At 72.9% G+C, this 17947-nt stretch carries 14 protein-coding genes; 7 read left to right on the top strand and 7 right to left on the bottom strand.

The annotated features are described in order from the left end of the window. Positions 1 to 78 precede the first annotated feature (78 nt). Complete coding sequence (locus LADH09A_RS00160) at positions 79 to 3657, top strand: ATP-binding protein (protein ID WP_443677146.1); 3579 nt, start codon at positions 79 to 81, stop codon at positions 3655 to 3657. 33 nt (positions 3658 to 3690) lie between these two features. Here LADH09A_RS00160 and LADH09A_RS00155 read toward each other — a convergent pair whose 3' ends face one another. Further along, on the bottom strand, positions 3691 to 4371 hold the full coding sequence (locus LADH09A_RS00155; RefSeq protein WP_238642582.1) for a lysophospholipid acyltransferase family protein: 681 nt from the start codon (positions 4369 to 4371) through the stop codon (positions 3691 to 3693). Positions 4372 to 4750: 379 nt separating this feature from the next. On the opposite strand from LADH09A_RS00155, the gene LADH09A_RS00150 reads away from it, so the two are divergent. Both LADH09A_RS00150 and LADH09A_RS00145 read left to right on the top strand, forming a co-directional pair. Continuing rightward, entirely contained in the window at positions 4751 to 5605 is an 855-nt protein-coding gene (locus tag LADH09A_RS00150) for a DUF308 domain-containing protein (protein WP_238642429.1), read from the top strand. A 159-nt stretch (positions 5606 to 5764) separates the two neighbouring features. After that, a complete protein-coding gene (locus tag LADH09A_RS00145) occupies positions 5765 to 7264 on the top strand; it encodes an alpha,alpha-trehalose-phosphate synthase (UDP-forming) (RefSeq protein WP_238642428.1) in 1500 nt (499 codons plus the stop codon). 28 nt (positions 7265 to 7292) lie between these two features. Here the strand turns inward: LADH09A_RS00145 and LADH09A_RS00140 are convergent, their stop codons facing one another. From LADH09A_RS00140 to LADH09A_RS00115, 6 genes are all read right to left on the bottom strand, one after another. Beyond that, the gene (locus tag LADH09A_RS00140) at positions 7293 to 8090 is read right to left on the bottom strand and encodes an alpha/beta hydrolase (RefSeq protein ID WP_238642580.1); all 798 of its coding nucleotides are present in this window, start codon (positions 8088 to 8090) and stop codon (positions 7293 to 7295) included. 49 nt (positions 8091 to 8139) lie between these two features. Further along, complete coding sequence (locus LADH09A_RS00135; RefSeq protein ID WP_238642419.1) at positions 8140 to 9546, bottom strand: flavin-containing monooxygenase; 1407 nt, start codon at positions 9544 to 9546, stop codon at positions 8140 to 8142. 116 nt (positions 9547 to 9662) lie between these two features. Further along, positions 9663 to 10355: an endonuclease/exonuclease/phosphatase family protein gene (locus tag LADH09A_RS00130; protein ID WP_372492194.1), complete on the bottom strand. Its 693-nt coding sequence runs from the start codon at positions 10353 to 10355 to the stop codon at positions 9663 to 9665. Positions 10356 to 10366: 11 nt separating this feature from the next. After that, the gene (locus LADH09A_RS00125; RefSeq protein ID WP_238642417.1) at positions 10367 to 11314 is read right to left on the bottom strand and encodes an ROK family glucokinase; all 948 of its coding nucleotides are present in this window, start codon (positions 11312 to 11314) and stop codon (positions 10367 to 10369) included. Positions 11315 to 11389: 75 nt separating this feature from the next. Further along, positions 11390 to 12094: a hypothetical protein gene (locus LADH09A_RS00120; protein WP_238642415.1), complete on the bottom strand. Its 705-nt coding sequence runs from the start codon at positions 12092 to 12094 to the stop codon at positions 11390 to 11392. Positions 12095 to 12125: 31 nt separating this feature from the next. Next, on the bottom strand, positions 12126 to 12581 hold the full coding sequence (locus LADH09A_RS00115; protein ID WP_238642413.1) for an SRPBCC family protein: 456 nt from the start codon (positions 12579 to 12581) through the stop codon (positions 12126 to 12128). Positions 12582 to 12771: 190 nt separating this feature from the next. On the opposite strand from LADH09A_RS00115, the gene LADH09A_RS00110 reads away from it, so the two are divergent. The 4 genes from LADH09A_RS00110 (at position 12772) to LADH09A_RS00095 (ending at position 17921) form a co-directional block, all read left to right on the top strand. Further along, positions 12772 to 14586 carry an AMP-dependent synthetase/ligase gene (locus tag LADH09A_RS00110; protein ID WP_238642406.1) on the top strand — a complete coding sequence of 605 codons (1815 nt, stop codon included), beginning with the start codon at positions 12772 to 12774 and terminating at the stop codon, positions 14584 to 14586. A 14-nt stretch (positions 14587 to 14600) separates the two neighbouring features. Continuing rightward, positions 14601 to 16295, top strand: coding sequence for a sensor histidine kinase (locus LADH09A_RS00105; RefSeq protein ID WP_238642405.1), 1695 nt, complete (start codon positions 14601 to 14603; stop codon positions 16293 to 16295). A 7-nt stretch (positions 16296 to 16302) separates the two neighbouring features. Further along, a complete protein-coding gene (locus tag LADH09A_RS00100) occupies positions 16303 to 16971 on the top strand; it encodes a response regulator transcription factor (RefSeq protein WP_007072219.1) in 669 nt (222 codons plus the stop codon). A gap of 140 nt (positions 16972 to 17111) precedes the next feature. Further along, positions 17112 to 17921, top strand: a complete 810-nt coding sequence (locus tag LADH09A_RS00095; RefSeq protein ID WP_238642403.1) for an SAM-dependent methyltransferase — start codon at positions 17112 to 17114, stop codon at positions 17919 to 17921. The last annotated feature ends 26 nt before the right edge of the window (positions 17922 to 17947 follow it).

The raw sequence follows: 17947 nt of genomic DNA, 5'->3' as shown, positions 1-17947 counted from the left end.
TCTGGCCGCCTGAATCTAGTCGGTCAGCACCCTTGGTGACTGTCCACAAGCCAACAGGCCGGTACCTGACAGAGGCCGGTGGGGGCGATAATTCCGGTCAGGGGACGCCATCGGCGTCGACCCGTTCACTTCTGGGGGAATGTCATCGCCGCGCAGTGTGGACGCTGTGGACGCACGGCCGCCGAGGGGGACCGCTTCTGCGGCGGCTGCGGCGCCGAGCTGGGTGCCGTGTGCCCGCACTGCCTGCGCCCACTCGCCTCGGACGTCACGTTCTGCACGTCCTGCGGGTCGCCCCGACCGGGCGCGGATCGGCCGGCCGCGGTGACCCCGCAGGAGGACCGCCGCCGGGTGAGCGTCCTCTTCGTGGATCTGATCGACTTCACGCCGTACGTCGAGCGCGCCGACCCGGAGCAGGTCCGCGGGATGCAGACCGGGTTCTTCTCCGCCGCCCGCCGGGTGGTCGGTCAGTACGGCGGGGTGGTGGAGAAGTACATCGGAGACGCGGTGATGGCGCTCTTCGGTGCCCCGATCGCCACCGAGACCGACGCGCTGCGCTGCGTACGGGCCGGTCTGGAGCTGCAACGGGTGCTCACCCGGTTCGCGCCGACGGGCAGCGCCGAGTTGCGGTTCCGGGTCGGGGTGGCCACCGGCGAGGCACTGGTCGACGTGGCCGCCGCGCGCGACGGCGGTCAGGCCATCGTGGCCGGCGACGTGGTCAACACGGCCTCCCGGATGCAGTCGGTCGCGCCACCAGGAGGGGTGCTGGTCTGTGGCACCACCCACGCGCTCACCAAGGACGCGATCCGCTACGAGGAGCAGCCCCCGGTCACCCTGCGCGGCCGGTCGTCACCGACCGAGGTGTGGCTCGCCCTGTCCCCGCTGCGCCGCCAACCCACCGACCGGGAGCCGGACACGACGCCGCTGGTCGACCGGGAACACGAGCTGGGGATGCTCGTCAACGCCCTGCACCGGTCGCTGCGCGACCGGCGACCGCAGGTGGTCACCATCTTCGGTCGGGCCGGCATCGGCAAGAGTCGGCTGCTGCGGGAGCTCTACCGGCACACCGGCCGGCTGGTCGACGAGCCGCTGACCTGGCGCACCGGGCGCTGCCCGCCGTTCGGGGAGAACGTCACCTTCGCCGCGCTCGCCGACATCGTCAAGTCCGAGGCCGGCATCCTCGACACCGACCCGGCGGCCAGCGCCGCGCAGCGGCTGGCTGCCGCCGTGGGCGAGCTGATCGGTCCGGGCGAACGGGACCGGGTGGTGGACGCGCTGCGCCCGCTGGTCGGGCTGCCCGGCACGCCGCTGCCGGCCGAGGAGGCGGAGTCGGCGTGGCGTCGCTTCCTGCTGGCGCTGGCCACCCGGCGTCCCACCGTGCTGGTCTTCGAGGACCTGCACTGGGCCGACGACGCGATGCTGCGTTTCGTGGAGCTGCTCGGGGCGGCGGCCCGCGACGTGCCGCTGCTGCTGCTCTGCACCGCCCGCCCGGAGCTGGTCGACCGGGACCCGAGCTGGGCGGGGACGATCACCGGCTCGGTGACCATCACCCTGCCGCCACTGCGCGACACCGGCATCGCCGCCCTGTACGCGCACCTGTTCGGCCAGGCGGCGTTCTCCGCCGACATGCTGACCCCGCTGATCGAGGTGGCCGGCGGCAATCCGCTCTACGCGCACGAGTACGTGCGGATGCTGATCGAGCAGGGGGCGCTGCGCCAGTCGGGGCGGGGGTGGTCGCTGGACAAGCAGCTCGAGCTGACCATGCCGGAGAGCGTGCACGCGGTGATCGCCAACCGGCTGGACCTGCTCGACGCCAAGGACCGCGCGGTGCTGCTGGCGGCGTCGGTGGTCGGGGTGCAGTTCTGGCCCGGCGCGGTGGCTGCCGCGCTGGGGCAACAGGTCGAGTCGGTCGAGCGTTCGTTGCGCCGACTCGAACAGCGCGACTTCGTGCACGAGCAGGCCGCGTCGACGATGGCCGGGCAGGCGGAGTTCCGGTTCCGCCACGTGCTGGTCCGCGACGTCTGTTACCAGCGGTTGCCGCGCACCGAGCGGGTGGCCCGGCACGAGCGGGCCGCCGACTGGCTCGACGCGCTGTCGCACTCCCGCGACACCGACCTGGCCGAGGTGCTCGCCCACCACCGCTGGGCGGCGCACGAGATCGCCCGCTCGCTGGGCATGCAGGTGCGGCGCTACGCCGGGCCGGCGCGGCAGGCGCTGCACCGGGCGGCCCGACGGGCGTACGCGCTGCACGGGCTGGACGCGGCGGCCAGCCACGCGGGCCGGGCACTGGGCCTGACCGACGACAGCGACCCGGTGGGCCGGCTCCAGTTGGAGCTGTTGAGCACGGAGATCTCGTTCTACCGGGACGGCAACGCGTTCCTCTCCGGAGGCGGGGCGGAGCAGGTGCACACGCTCGCCGACCGGTTGCTGTCGCACGGCGACAACGCCTGCGCCGCCCGGGCGTGGACGCTGCTCGGCCAGGCCGCCTGGCTGCGGGCCGACCGCGGCGACGCGTTGGCCTGCCTGGACCGCGCGGTGCAGTTGTTCGAACCTCTACCGGACAGCCCGCAGAAGGCGGACGCGTACGCCGAGATGGGCCGGCTGCACATGCTCAACTACGAGCGGGACCCGGCGGTGACAGCGGCGGACACGGCGGCGGAGATCGCCGAGCGGTTGGGCCTGACCGAGACCCGCACCAACGCCCGGATCACCGCGGCCACCGCCCGCTACCAGTCCGGGGACCGGGTCGGCCTAGACGAGCTGCACGCGATCGTCGAGTTCGCCCGCGCCGGTCAGCTGCTGGCGTTGCCCCGGGCCACCCAGAACCTCGCCTGGGCGATCCGGGAGGAGGGCGACTGGCTGCGGTCCAACGCCCTGCTCTCGGCCGCGCCGGCGCGGACCGCCAGCGGTCAGACCCTGACCACCAGTTACTCGGCGGAGGCGATGCTGGCCTGGTTCGACGGCGACTTCGGCCGGCTCCTCGCGGCGGCGGAGGCGTTCGTGGACACGCCCACCGGGAGCTGGGACATGCAGGTGCGTGGGTTGCGCTGCTGTCTGCTGGTGCTGCGCGACGACGAGGATCCGGACGACCTGACCGATGCGTTGGACACCGCACGGCGCAGTGGGTTCCACCGGCTGCTCTGGACGATGCTGGGCATGGCCGCGTTGTGCCGGGCGTTGCAGGGGCGCGCCGCCGAGGCTGCCGAGCTGATCGAGGAGCTGGACGAACGCTGGTCGGCGGTGCCGGCCCTGGCCAGTGGCGAGTGGATCGCCGCGGCCGCGTACGCCGCAGCCCTGAGCGGTCGGAGCGCGGCGGTGCGGGTCCGCACGATGCTGGGCCGGGTCGGGCACCGCACGCCCTGGTCGGAGGCGGCGTTGCGGACGGTGACGGCGGCCCTGGCCGCGGCGGACGGCGACCACCGGCGCTCCGCCGAGCTGCACCTGGCCGCCGCCGAGACCTACGGGCGGATCCCGGACGTGAGCGACCGGGTGTTGGCGCTCGCGCTAGCGGCGGCGGAGCAGGCTCGCGCCGGCGACCCGGCGGGCGCACGGACGACCCGCGCGGAGGTACGCACCTTCGCGTTGCGCAACGACGCCCCCGGTCTGCTCGCCCTGACCGGTCGGCCGATCAGCCCGACCGGGCCGGCGGTGGCGTGTTGAGCCGTCTGACGCGGCTCAACGGCTGAGCCCGCGTCAAGCCGCGACCGGCGTCTTGAGTTTCTGCGCGTAGATGTCGACGTACTCGCGGCCGGAGAGTTCCATCAACTCGTACATGACCTCGTCGGTGACCGCGCGCTCGACGAACCGGTCGCCGGCCAGCCCCGCGTAGCGGGAGAAGTCCAGCGGCGCGCCGAAGCGGACCCGCACCTGGCCGACCCGCGGGAGGAGCCGGCCGGGCGGCTGGAGTTCGTCGGCGTTGAGCATCGCCACCGGCACCACCACCGCACCGCTCTCCAGGGCCAGCCGGGCCACCCCGGTCTTTCCCCGGTAGAGCCGCCCGTCCGGGGAGCGGGTGCCCTCGGGGTAGATGCCGGCCACTCCCTGAGCGCGCAGCACCCGCAACTGGGTGTCCAGGGCGGCGCGGGCGGCCTGACCGCCGGAACGGTCCACGGGGATCGTGCCGGTGCCGACGAAGAACATCTTCATCAACCGGCCCTTGATCCCCTTGCCGGTGAAGTACTCCGCCTTGGCCACGAAGGTGACCCTCCGCGAAACGATCAACGGGATGAAGATCGAGTCGAAGAAGGAGAGGTGGTTGCTGGCCAGGATCACCGGGCCGGTCGCCGGCACGTGGTGCAGCCCCTCCACCTGCGGGCGGAAGATCAGCTTGAGCAGCGGACCGAGGAGCACGTACTTCAACAGCCAGTAGAGCACCGGCGTCCTTTCCCGTGGTGTGCCCCGGGACAGCACCATGCCCGGGAGCGTGCCGCCGAGCCTACGAAGCGCGCGCCCTCCCCACAACGGACGAAGCGCCGAGTTGACGCATCGACCGCACCCCCGGTCCTCGATCGTTGGTAGGTGAACAGGGCGTCGGTCGCCTGAATGCCACCGATCACCGAGATCGCACTTGTCGCGCAAGAACGGACAAAGGAGCCCTGCCGTGACCTGCGGCAGCAGCCGTGACTTTGGAAGACGCGACACAACGCACTCCCGGAACCATGCCCTGACGTGTCACGATTCAGAGCACGGCGTGCGGACGGGCGTCGAGGGGCGAAGTGGCCGCGCCGGAAGGCGCGTTAAGGGGGAAGTCCGGGTGTCAGCGGGTGGGGCCCGCCGGGGACGGCGGGACAACGGGCTCGACGCGAACGAGTACGCCGTCGTCGGCGACGTCGATCCGCGCGTCGGCGAGCACCTGCTCGACGTGCTGGCCGCGGGCGGGATCGCCGCCTACCTCCAGCCCTCCGCCGACCTCAACCCGGTCACCCGCACCACCACCGTGCCGGCCCGGCCGGTCGACCGGCTCTACGTCGACCGTTCGCACCTGACCACCGCACGGGACTACCTGACCCAGCTTGCCGACGAGAGCACCCCGGAGCAGCCGCCAGCGCGCGACGAACCGGACATCGACGCCGAGTGGGCGCGCATCGTGGCCGGCTTCCACACCACCCCGACGACCGACGAGCACCCGTGGCCGGCCTCGGAGAACGTGGACGAACGGGACGCCCGGGACGAGCCGACCGCCGGTCCGCTGACCCGCTCCGGGGCCGACGAGCCCGGTCCGACCGCCACCGACGTGCGCCGGCTGCCGTCCGCGACCGACATCTCGGGGATCTCGGTCGGGCGCGGCACCCGACCGGACGAGCCGTCACTCCTGGACGGGCTGGACACCTTCGGCGCCGACCTGCCCGACGACGAGGACGACGACGAGGGTTACCACCCGCCCCCGCCGCCGCCGCTGCCCCGCTTCAGCAAGTACGCGGTGATCGGTGTGCTCGGGGTGGTCGTCGGGTTCATGCTCTTCCTCTTCCCCTGGCTGCTCCCGATCGACAAGTCGGCGGTCACCCTGTTCGGGTTCACCGGCATCCTGGCCGGTTTCGTCACGCTGATCTGGCGGCTGCGCCCCGGCGACGAGGACGAGGACGACCCGGACAACGGCGCCGTCGTCTGACCTCCGGCCCGCATCCCGGGACAGCACCGGCCCGCCGACGCCGTAACAGTGGTGTAACTTACTGTCAGTAGGAATACCGCTGTACGTCACTTCCCCCGCTGACTGACCGGTTTTCCCTTGCTCGCGGCGGTCAGTCCTCTGCTGATCGGAATGCCCGAGATGCGACAGAGTTCCCTCGTGGTGGTCGCCAACCGCCTCCCCATCGACGACAGCCAGGCCCCGGACGGGGCCTGCGAGTGGCGACGCAGTCCGGGTGGGCTGGTCAGCGCGCTGCACCCACTTCTGCGGCACACCCCGGCGACGTGGGTCGGCTGGGCCGGCGGCACCGGGCCGGCCCCCGCACTGCCGGACGTGGACGGCGTCCGGATGCACACCGTCGCGCTCAGCCCGGAAGACCTGCGCGACCACTACGAGGGGTTCGCCAACGCCACCCTCTGGCCGCTCTACCACGACGCCGTGGAGCAGCCGCAGCATCACCGCCGCTGGTGGGAGGCGTACCAGCGGGTCAACCAGCGCTTCGCCGAGGCGACCGCCCAGGTGGCCGAGCCCGGCGGGGTGGTCTGGGTGCAGGACTACCACCTGCAACTCGTCCCGGGCCTGCTCCGCACGCTCCGCCCCGACCTGCGCATCGGGTTCTTCCTGCACGTGCCATTCCCGCCGCCGGAGCTGTTCATGCAACTGCCCCGCCGGGCCGAGTTGCTGCGCGGCATGCTCGGCGCCGACCTGGTCGGCTTCCAGCGCGTGCAGGCGGCGCACAACTTCGCCCAGCTGGTGACCAGGGTGCTGGAGTTGCCGGCCACCGACCGCCGGATCGGCATCGACGACCGGGTCGTCCGCATCGGCGCGTTCCCGGTCTCCATCGACACCGCCGAGATGGGCGCGCTCGCCGCCCGGCCCGACGTGGCCGCCCGGGCCCGCCGACTCCGACAGGATCTCGGCGACCCGCGGCAGGTCATCCTCAGCGTGGACCGGATGGACTACACCAAGGGCATCGAGCAGCGCCTCAAGGCGTACAGCGAACTGCTGGCCACCGGCGACGTCAAGGTCCGCGACACGGTGCTGGTGCAGGTCGCGATGCCGAGCCGGGAACGCGTCGGCCAGTACCAGATCCTGCGTGAGCGCATCGAGCGCGAGGTGGGCCGGATCAACGGCGAGTTCGGGCGGGTCGGCGAGCCGGCGATCCACTACCTCACCCAGCCCTTCGACCGGGCCGAGTTGGCCGCGCTCTACCGGGTCGCCGACGTGATGGCGGTGACCCCGCTGCGCGACGGGATGAACCTGGTCGCCAAGGAGTACGTGGCCGCCCGCGTGGACGACACCGGCGCGCTGCTGCTCAGCGAGTTCGCCGGCACCGCCGCTGAGCTGTCCCAGGCGTACCTGGTCAACCCGCACGACCTGGAAGGGCTCAAGCAGGGCCTCCGTGCGGCGCTGCGGGCCAGCCCGGCCGACGTCACCCAACGGATGCGGGCCATGCGCGCCCACCTGGACGAGCACGACATCCAGGCGTGGGCCCGCTCCTACCTCCGGGCGCTGGACGAGGGCGGCACCGTGGTCGGTCGCCTGTCCAGCACCGACGCCAACCCCGACGGCGTCGCCCGGGTGCCGCGACCCGCCACCGCCCCGACCGCCAGCCCGGCCACCCACCAGGCCAGCGGCTGACCGACGGGCCGCACCGAGGCCCCAGGGCTCATCGCGCCGGGGCGGGCTCCTTCTCCAGCCAGTCCAGGATCGCGTCGATCGGCTCCGCCCACCGCGCGTCCAACATCAGGTCGTGGCCCATGCCGGGGAAGAGCAGCGGGGCCGAACCGTAGCGGCGGGCCACCCGGGTCAACGTCGACGCCGGCACCACCCGGTCGTCCGGGCTGCCCAGCACCAGCACCGGAGGCGAGCCCACGGCCGGCTCGGCCTCCGGCTCGCCCAGCAGCGCCCACTGCGCCCGCCGGCCCGCCCGACCGAGCCGTCCGACGTGCCGTCGGGCCTCCTCGTCGGGCAGCTCGCGGCTGAACAACTGCCCGCGGTTGAGCCGCAGCGGCCCGCCGAACACCGCCGGCAGGGTGCCCGCCGGGTTCCGGCGCAGCGCCGCGCCCAGCACCCCCCACCCACCGAAGACGGGTGCCACCAGCACCGCGCCCCGCGCCGGGTAGCGGGCCAACGCGTGCGCCACCACCAGGGCACCGGCGCCGTGGCCCACCAGCACCGCCTGCCGCGGCAGGCTCGCCGCCACCTGGACCACATCATGGGCGTACGCCCGCAGGGTCGCCTCCGGCGCCGGCTCGCTGCCACCGTGCCCCCGCAGGCTCACCGCGTACGCCGGGAAACCCCGCGACGCGGCGTGACCCAACCAGTGCTCGGCGAACGCCCACGCGCCGTGCCCGAAGCCGGGGACGAACAGCAGCGGCGGACGCCCCTCCTCCAGCTCGGGAAGGGCGCTGAGCACCTCCCGCCGCGCCGGCCGGACCGGACGCGACCACTCCCGGCCTCGCATGATCCGCAGCTCGGTCACTGGTCTGCCTCTCGTCCGCGGCCGGGGGAAGTCACTTGGCCTCCAGGTCGTGCAGGGCGCGCTGGATGGCGCGCAGATAGTCGGCGTGACCGACCTCGAACCAGTGCCGGCTGCTCTCCTTGACCTGCCCGGAGTAGCGCTCCCCGGCCCGCTCCCGCACCCGAGACGCGAACGCGGCGGCCCGCTCCGGCCGGTCCCGACGGGCCCGCAGCAGGCGGGCGAAGAGCACCGTCTGCCAGTGCGACAGGGTGAACAACCCGGAGTCCGGCTGCAACAGGCCGGCGACCGCCAGCGTCGGGTGCCCGGGGGTGAACGCGTTGAGCCAGAGGGTGGGCCGGCCCGCGCCCGCGCTGTCGGCGAACACCGAGGCGTCGAGGAACTCGAAGCGCGGCAGGTAGCCGGTGGCGAAGATGACCACCTCGGGGTCGATCTGACGACCGTCGGCCAGCTCCACGGCGTACGGGTGGAACCGGGCGATGTCCGGCACCGGGCCGATCGCGCCGTGGCCCACGTAGTAGACGAGCTGGCTGTTCGCGATGGGATGCGTCTCGTACACCCGGTGGTCGGGCTTGGGCAGGCCGAAGCGGGTGAGGTCGCCGACGGTCAGGCGCAGCGTCCAGTGGTAGAGCCACTGCCGCACCCGCAGCGGCACGCGCAGCGCCAGCAGGGTGTCGTTGACCTGGTCGGCGGGGCGGCCGAGCACGTACTTCGGCGCGTACCAGTAGCCGCGCCGGGTGGAGTGCCAGCAGCGCGACGCCTGCTGGGCGGCCTCGACGGCGATGTCGCAGCCGGTGTTGCCGGCGCCGACGACCAGCACCCGCTTGCCGCGCAGCTGCGCCGGGTCCTTGTAGGACGAGGCGTGCATGATCTCGCCGCGGAACTCCTCCAGCCCCTCGTAGCGGGGCAGTTTCGGCGACCAGTTGTGGCCGTTGGCGATCACCACGGCGGCGTAGCGGGAGGTGCGCTCCGGGCCGTACCCGCCGGTGGAGCGGGTGGTCACGTCCCACCGGTCGCCCTCGGCGGGCTCGACCCGGATCACCTCGGTGCCGAACCAGATGTGCGAGCGCAGGTCGAAGTGGTCGGCGTAGCGCTCGAAGTACGACAGCAGCTGACTGTGGTGCGGGTAGTCCGGCCAGGAGTCCGGCATCGGGAAGTCGGGGAACTGGGTGAACGGCTTCGACGACAGCAGGTGGGTGCTCGCGTACACCGGGCTGCGGTCGTGTCGCCAGTTCCAGGCGCCGCCGACGCCGGTCTCCCGCTCGTAGCAGTCGACGCCGAAGTCGTGCTCGCGCAGGTTCTTGATGGCCGTCAGGCCGCTGGCCCCGGCCCCGATGACGCAGACCGTGTCGCCCCGGTCGGAGACCGGGCGACCGTCGCTGCTCAGCGCGGACGGGGTCGTCTCGGGGTCGGGCCGGCCGTGGTCGGTGGAGGTGGACACCGGAACAACTCCTTTTGGTACGGCAGGCGTGCCGGTCGCCGCGAAATCCTCTCCACAACGGAGCCGGATGTCCAGCCCTGACGGGGAAGCGTCGACGGTCGAGCCGGCGTCGGGGGTCAGTCGGCGTCGGGCAGCAGCAGGTCGACCAGGACCGGGAAGTGGTCGCTGGCCCGGCGGGTCTGCGGGGTGTCCACCACGTCGTAGTCGACCACCGTGATCCGCGGGTCGACGAAGAGCGCGTCGATGCGGCGGCGCGGCTCGGCGCAGGAGTAGGTGAGCCGGTCCGCCCGGTCGGCCGCGACCGCGGCGTCGGTCAACCCGCGCGACACGGTCGCCCACGCCGGCCCGTCCGGGCCCTCGTTGAGGTCCGCCCCGGCCAGCACCGGGTTGGTCGCCTCGTCCAGCACGCGCTTGAACTCGGCGGCCTGAGCCGGCCGCTCAGCCGGGTCGGTGGACAGGTGTGAGCCGGCGAGGGTGAAGCGGGCGTCGCCGACCCGGCAGTCGGCGTAGGCGGCGCCGCGCAGGTGCCGGCCGGGGGTCAGCGGGAAGCGCTGGCACCGGGTGGCCCGCACCTGGACCCGCAGGCTGGTCAACAGCAGGTTGCCCAGCGCCGGCAGCCCGCCGGCGGCCACCACCAGGCCGAAGGACTCGGCCAGCGTGGCGGACTTCTGCCGCCACCGGAACCGGCGCGGCCCCTCCTGCACGATCACCACGTCCGGGCGCGCGGCCCGGACCACCGCGGCCAGCGCGGCGGTGTCGTCGCGCTGGCTGTGGATGTTGTACGACACCACCCGCAGTGGTGAGCCCATCCCCGACCGCCTCAGATCCGGCGGGCCAGGTCGGCGGCGCCGATCACGCCGGCGCTGTTGCCCAGCTCCGCCGGAAGCACCTCGGCGACGGGCAGGCGACCACGCTGGGCGAGCGCGTCGCGGTAGGAACGGCGGGTCGGGCCGAGCAGCAGGTCACCAGCGTCGATCACACCGCCGCCCACCACCAGGGTCTGCGGGTCGAGGATCTGCGCCATGTCGGCGAGGCTGGTGCCCAGCCACCGGCCGATCTGGGCGAACGCCTCGGCGGAGATCGGGTCGCCGCCCTGCGCGGCGGCGGTCACCATCGGGCCGGTGATCGCCTCGGCCTCGCCGCCGGCCAGATCCAGCAGCGCGGTGGCCCGGTTCGGCTCCTGGCGTGCGCCGGCCCGGGCGAAGCGTACGAGGGCGCTGCCGCTGGCGTACTGCTCGATGCAGCCCAGCCGGCCGCAGCCGCACTGGTGCCCGTCCGGGACGGCCAGCATGTGGCCCAGTTCCGCGGCGATTCCGTGCGCGCCGCGCATCAGCTCGCCGCCGAGGACGATGCCGCCGCCGACACCGGTGCCGATGGTGAACATGATCATGGAGTCGTCGGCGGCGCGGGCGGCGCCGTACCGGAACTCGGCCCAGGCGGCCACGTTCCCGTCGTTCTCCACGATCACCGGCAGGCCGACGGCCTTGCTGACGTACTCGCGCAGTGGTTCGTCGCGCCAGGCCAGGTTCGGGGCGAAGAGCACTGTCGAGCGGCTCGCGTCGATCCAGCCGGCCGCGCCGATGCCGACGGCCTCGATCGTCCGCCCGGCTGCCAGCTCGCCGACCAGCTCGATGATGACGTCGCGGGTTTTGCCGACGTCATCGGCGGGAGTGTCCCGTCGGGTCTGCACGAGGACCTTGCCGGTGTCGTCCACGACACCGCCGGCCACCTTCGTGCCACCGACGTCGACTCCGATGGTCAGCGTCACCGCTGCCGCCCCCTCTGCTGTGCCGTCCGGCCGGTGTCCCGGCGGCATGCCGGTCCGGGTCGGAATGTCCCGCGCTCAGGCGCCGTCGCCCGATGCTTGCGCGTCGGTGTCGTCAGGCGCCCGCGAGGCGGGCACCACGGGACGGGTGGTCGGTGCCGGTACGGTCGCCGACCCGGCGTCGTCGACGGGTGGTGCGGCGGCCGGGGCGAGTGGGTCCGCCGTCCGGGTGGCGACCGACCAGACATCCCGCTCCGGCGCCGGCTGAGAATCATGCCCGGTGCGGGTGGCATCGCGCCACACGTGGTTGTCGCCGGTTGCGGCGGACGGCTCGTGCGGTGCCGGCTGCGGAAGCACATCGTCGGTGCTCGGGGCCGGTGTCGGCGAGGTGGCGGCGGGCCGCTCGAATGGCGGCTCGGAGGGGCTCGTCGGGGGCGGTTCCGCCGGGGAGAACGCGCGGAGCAGGCTGGCGACGCCCGCCGCCAGGTCTCCGGCGCCGGTCGCCAGGCGTTCGGCGAATTCCGGACTAGGGTCGCGCAACGCGGCGATGCCCCGACAGACCGGGCAGACGCAGCATTCGGCCGATCCGGTGGCGAAAGCACCTGCGGGGCCGGGCCGGCCCTCCGGGCCGGCACTGTGACCGAGGACACCGGCCAGCACCCCGCCCAGCGAGCCGAACGCGCCGTTCGCCGAGCCGGCGGAGGCCAGTCGGGCCCCCGCGAGCAGGGTGGCGACCAGCCGCTCCGCCTCTTCCCGGGCCGAACCCGGATCCGTTGCGCCCACCCTCGGCTCCTCTACCGTGCCACCGGACACGTCACTGCGCCGCACCGGTTGCTTCTACCCGGCGCTTGAGCTGCTTCAACGCGGTGTCCATGATCATCTTCTCGGCTTTGCGCCGAAACATCCCGAGCATTCCCACCGACAGGTCGACCTCCAGCGTGTAGGTCACCGTCGTGCTGCCGTCCGGGTTGCCCACCAGGTCGTACGACCCGCGCTGACTCTTCTGCATCTTCGAGGGGGCGACGAGGTGCCACTCGATCCGGGACAGGTCCTCGGCGTAGGAGTAGGCGAGCACGTACTCGTCGGCCATCACCCCGGCGTCGATGGTGAAGCGCACCTGGCTGGCGTAGCCGTCCTCGTACTCCTCCACGACCTCGACCCGGCGCACCGCGTCGGTCCACTCCGGGTAGCACGCGAAGTCGCAGATGACCGCCGTCACCCGTTCCGGTGCGGCGCCGATGATGATCGACTGGGTGGAGGAGTCCGCCATGGGGGGAGGCTACCCGGCGGGTACCGCCCCCGCGCCGCGCCGCCCCCGTCGGCACGTCGCCGAGGTCCGCAGGGGGCCGCAACAGCCCCGGGCGTTGGCGGTGTGCCCATGCTCACCGGGTAGGTTTCGACACACAGCCGACGCCCACGGTGGCGGCTGGCCCGACCAGTACGAGCACGAAGGAGTGCAGGTGCGCGAGTTCTCCGTCCCGCCGATCGTCACCGTTGGCGACGCGGCCAACCTCACCGATCCGGTCTGGGACAACGCCGAGGTCGCGCCCGACGCCGTCCAGTTCGCCCGCCCCACCGCGAGCGCCGAGGGCGCCGTCACCGCCTGGGCCGAGGTGACCTGCCTCCAGTTCCGCGACGAGGTGGCCGCCGTCGCCCGCGGGCTCGTCGCCGCCGGCATCGAGCCCGGTGTCCGGGTCGGCCTGATGAGCCGCACCCGCTACGAGTGGACGCTGCTGGACTACGCCATCTGGGCCGTCGGCGCGGTCACCGTGCCGATCTACGAGACCTCCAGCGCCGAGCAGGCCGCGTGGATCCTCGAGGACTCCAACGCGGTCGCCGTCGTGGTGGAGACCGAGGCGCACGCCGCCCTGGTCGCCGGCGTCCGACACCGGCTGCCCGAGCTGAACCACGTCTGGCAGATCGACCAGGGCGGGGTCGACGAACTGGTCACCAGCGGTGCCACCGTCGAGCTGGCCGAGGTCGAGCGGCGGCGCAAGGCCGTCCACGCCGGCGACCTCGCCACGATCATCTACACCAGCGGCACCACCGGCCGGCCCAAGGGTTGCGTGCTCACCCACCGCAACATGTACGCCGACATCGCCAACGCGGTGCCGGTGCTGCCGAACCTGTTCAACCCCGGCGCGACCACGCTGCTCTTCCTGCCGCTGGCGCACGCCTTCGCCCGGCTGATCCAGATCGGCGTCGTGCAGGCCCGGGCCACCATGGCGCACTGCGCCGACACCAAGAACCTGGTCGCGGAGCTGCAGGAGTTCCGGCCGACCTTCGTGCTCTCCGTGCCCCGGGTGTTCGAGAAGGTCTACAACGCGGCCAAGCAGAAGGCCGAGGCGGACGGCAAGGGCGGCATCTTCGCCCGCGCGGAGCAGGTCGCCATCGCGTACAGCGAGGCTCTGGAGACCCCGGGCGGGCCTGGCCTGGCGCTGCGCGCCCAGCACGTCGTCTTCGACCGGCTGGTCTACCGCAAGCTGCGCGCCGCCCTCGGCGGCCGGTGCCGGGACGCCATCTCCGGCGGTGCGCCACTCGGCGCCCGGCTGGGTCACTTCTTCCGGGGCATCGGCGTGACGGTCCTGGAGGGCTACGGCCTCACCGAGACGTCGCCCGCCGCCGCGGCGAACCTGCCGAACGGCACCCGGATCGGCACCGTCGGCCGTCCGCTGCCCGGCGTGACCGTCCGCATCGAGGACGACGGCGAGATCCTGATCTCCGGCGAGTTGGTCTTCCAGGGCTACTGGCGCAACGAGACGGCGACCGCCGAGGCGATCAGCTCCGACGGGTGGTTCCGCACCGGCGACCTGGGCCACCTCGACACTGACGGTTACCTCAGCATCACCGGCCGCAAGAAGGAGCTGATCGTCACCGCCGGCGGAAAGAACGTCGCCCCGGCGGTACTGGAGGACCTGGTCCGGGCGCACCCGTTGATCAGCCAGTGTGTGGTGGTCGGTGACCGTAAGCCGTTCATCGCGGCGCTGGTCACCGTCGACGAGGAGGCGCTGCCGACCTGGCTGGAGGGCGCCGGCATGCCCGCCGACACCACCGTCGAGCAGCTACGCGAGCACGAGGGCCTGCGTCAGGAGATCCAGTCCGCGATCGACGCGGCGAACCAGGCCGTGTCCAAGGCCGAGGCGATCAAGGTGTTCCGGGTCCTGCCCCGCGACTTCACCGAGGCGACCGGGGAACTGACCCCGTCGCTCAAGGTCAAACGCCAGGTTGTCCACAAGACGTACGCGGCGGAGATCGCCGATATCTACCGAGGCTGACTACCATCCGTCACGTGCCCGCATCCACAGCAACCGCACCGCACCCGCATCCCCTCGCCGCGGCCGCCCGCCTGGTGATGCTGGCGCTGATCGCCATCCTGACCCTGTTCGCCACCCGTGACGTCAGCCAGCTCTGGTGGATCGCGCTGCTGGCGGTGGCCGGGCTGCCGTCCCTGCTGGCACCACAGCACCGGCTGATCGCGCCGCTGAGCCGGGTGGCGGAGGTGGTGGTGCTGGGCCTCGCCGCGAGCCACGTGGCGGCGGTCGCCTCGATCGGCGGCACCGTCGACGGCCTCGGCGCCTCGGCGGTGCTGCCCTACCTGGCGGTCCCGGTGACCGTCACCGCGCTGCGCCGCCGCTTCTCCGAGGGCACCGCCCTGCTCGCGGTCACCGCCGCGACCCTGCTGGTCAGCGGCGCGCTGACCCAGGTCGGCGGAGGGCTCCAGCTCGGCCAGCTCGGTTACCTCGCGGTCTGCGCGCAGTGGCTCATCCTGGCGGCGCTGGGGCTCTACGCCGCCGGCACCCTGCACCGGGTGATGGCCGTGCGCAACGAGGGCAAACCCCAGCCGTACGCCGAGGCCACCCGACTGCTGACCCAGCTGCGGACGGTCGCCCGGCAGCTGCCCGGGGCCACCCTGGATCCGGGCGGCATCTCCGAGCACCTGCTGGAGGAGCTGCGCACGGTGGCCCAGGCCGACCGGGGCGCGGTGCTGTCGGCCAGTGGCGGCGGCCGGCTCGTGGTGCTCGCCCAGGCCGGCGTCGACCGGGTGGACTGGGAGACGACCCTCGACGCGGACTCGGCCATCGCCGACGCCTGGGCCAGCCAGCAGGCCACGACGGCCGCACGGTCGCAGTCCCGCTCGCACCGCGGCGGTGACGTGTCCGCGCTGATCGTTCCGCTGGTCGCCGGGGTACGCACGGTGGGGCTGGTGGTGCTGGAGGCGGACGCCGCCCACGCGTACCCCCCGCCGGTCGTGTCCCGGGTGACCGCGCTGACCCGCCCGGCCGCGCTGCGGTTGGAGGCGGCGCTGCTCTTCGACGAGGTGCGTTCGCTGGCCACCAACGAGGAGCGGCAGCGGCTGGCCCGGGAGATCCACGACGGGGTGGCGCAGGAGCTGGTGATGGTCGGCTACGGCATCGACAACGCCCTGGCCACCGTCTTCGACGACGCCGACGAGACCGCCGAGGCCCTGCGTACGCTGCGCACCGAGGTGACCCGGGTGATCCAGGAGCTGCGGCTGAGCCTCTTCGAGCTGCGCAGCGAGGTGGACCGGCAGGGTGGGTTGGCCGCGGCGATCGCCGAGTACGCGCGCACCGTGGGCGCGTCCGGCGGGCTGCGGGTGCACCTCTCGCTGGACGAGTCCACCGCGCGGCTGCCGGCCGCCACCGAGGCCGAGTTGCTGCGCATCGCGCAGGAGGCGGTGACCAACGCGCGTAAGCACGCCGGAGCCTCGAATCTGTGGGTCACGTGTGAGGTCGACCCGCCGTATGCACAAATAGAAGTGTCGGATGACGGTCAGGGGATGGCTGACCAGCGCCCCGACGGACGGTACGGTCTTGCGATCATGGCCGAGAGGGCGGAACGTATCCGGGGCCGGTTGGAGATCAGGCCGCGGCAACCCAGCGGCACGACCGTGGCGGTGGTTCTCGGCACCTCGGCCCGGCGCGACAACGTGCGCGACAGCGCAGCACCATCAGAAGGGGAGTAACCCGAGGATGACCACAAGTCCGACACCGGCCACCCGCACCAAGGTCCTCCTTGTCGACGATCATGACCTGATTCGCAAGGGCCTGCGGCACGCCTTCGAGCGTGACCGCCAGTTCGAGGTCGTCGGTGAGGCGGCCACGGCGGCGGAGGGCGTACGCCAGGCCGGCGCTCTGCAGCCGGACGTGGTGATCATGGATCTGCGGCTGCCCGACGGCAGCGGCCTGGAGGCCACCCGCGCGCTGCGCAAGTCCAGCGCGTCGATGGGCATCGTGGTGCTGACCATGTACGCCGGCGACGATCAGCTCTTCGGCGCCCTGGAGGCCGGTGCGAGCGCCTTCGTGCCGAAGACCGCCCCGGCCGACGAGGTGGTGGCCGCCGCACGGCACGCCGCCTCCTCCCCCAGCGCGTTCACCGCCGCCGACCTGGCCGAGGCCATGAAGCGTCGGCTCGCCCCGTCCGGCCCGCAGTTGTCACCGCGGGAGGGGCAGGTGCTGCGGCTGCTGGCCGACGGGATGAGCGTGGCGGGCATCGCGAAGCAGCTGTTCGTCAGCGAGTCCACCGCCAAGACGCACATTTCCAAGCTCTACGAGAAGCTCGGTGCGGCCAACCGGGCTCAGGCCCTGATGACCGCGCTCCGGCTCGGCCTGCTCGAGGCACCGGACGCTCCCAAGTTCTGACCTGTCCCCGCTCGTCGAGCGGGACGTCGCGACCGACGTCGGCGGGCAACCTCCGGCGCGCTATGGTCTGGCGTGCGTGGCGGGTGCACAATACCCGCGCGGGCGACGACGCCCGCGTCGCGGATTCGAGGGGTTGACGCATGCAGCGGCCGGACTGGGCACCCGAAACCATCGACATCGAGCGCCCGAGCGTCGCGCGGATGTACGACTACTACCTCGGCGGCTCGCACAACTTCGCCGCCGACCGTGCCGCGGCGCAGGCCATGGTCGCGGCGGTGCCCGAGGCGCCACTGATGGCCCAGGCCAACCGGGCGTTCCTGCGCCGGGCCGTGCACCACCTCGCCGACGCGGGGATCCGGCAGTTCCTGGACATCGGCTCGGGCATCCCGACCGTCGGCAACGTGCACGAGATCGCCCAGCGGCTCGACCCGCAGTCGCGAGTGGTCTATGTGGACGTCGACCCGGTGGCCGTGGCACACAGCCGTGAGATCCTCGCCGGCAACGAGCGGGCGGTGGTCGTCCAGGAGGATCTGCGGCGCCCGGAGGCGATCCTGGCCCACCCGGACGTCCGCAAGCTGCTCGACCTGAGCCAGCCGGTCGCCGTGATGGTCGTGGCCGTCCTGCACTTCGTCTCCGACGACGACCGCCCGGCGGAGCTGCTGGGGACACTGCGCGACGCGATGGCCCCCGGCAGCTACCTCGTGCTGTCGCAGGCCAGCGACGACGGGCGCAGCGAGGACGAACGCGCCGAGGCCGAGCGGGTCTACCGGCGCACCGACAACCCGCTCTGGGTGCGCAGCCGTGCGGAGCTGACCGCGTTGTTCGACGGGTTCGAGCTGCTCGACCCCGGCGTGGTCTGGGTGCCCGAGTGGCGACCGGACACCCCGGAGAGCGCGGAGGACGCCGAGCGGGCGGTCTTCATGGGCGGCGTCGGGCGACTCGGTGGCTGAGCTGCCCGGGGTGACCTCCCACCCGG

Source organism: Micromonospora cabrerizensis (assembly GCF_022230955.1).
GTDB lineage: Bacteria > Actinomycetota > Actinomycetes > Mycobacteriales > Micromonosporaceae > Micromonospora > Micromonospora cabrerizensis.
Note: the sequence above shows the minus strand (reverse complement) of the source record. Positions and strands in the feature narration are given on the sequence as shown.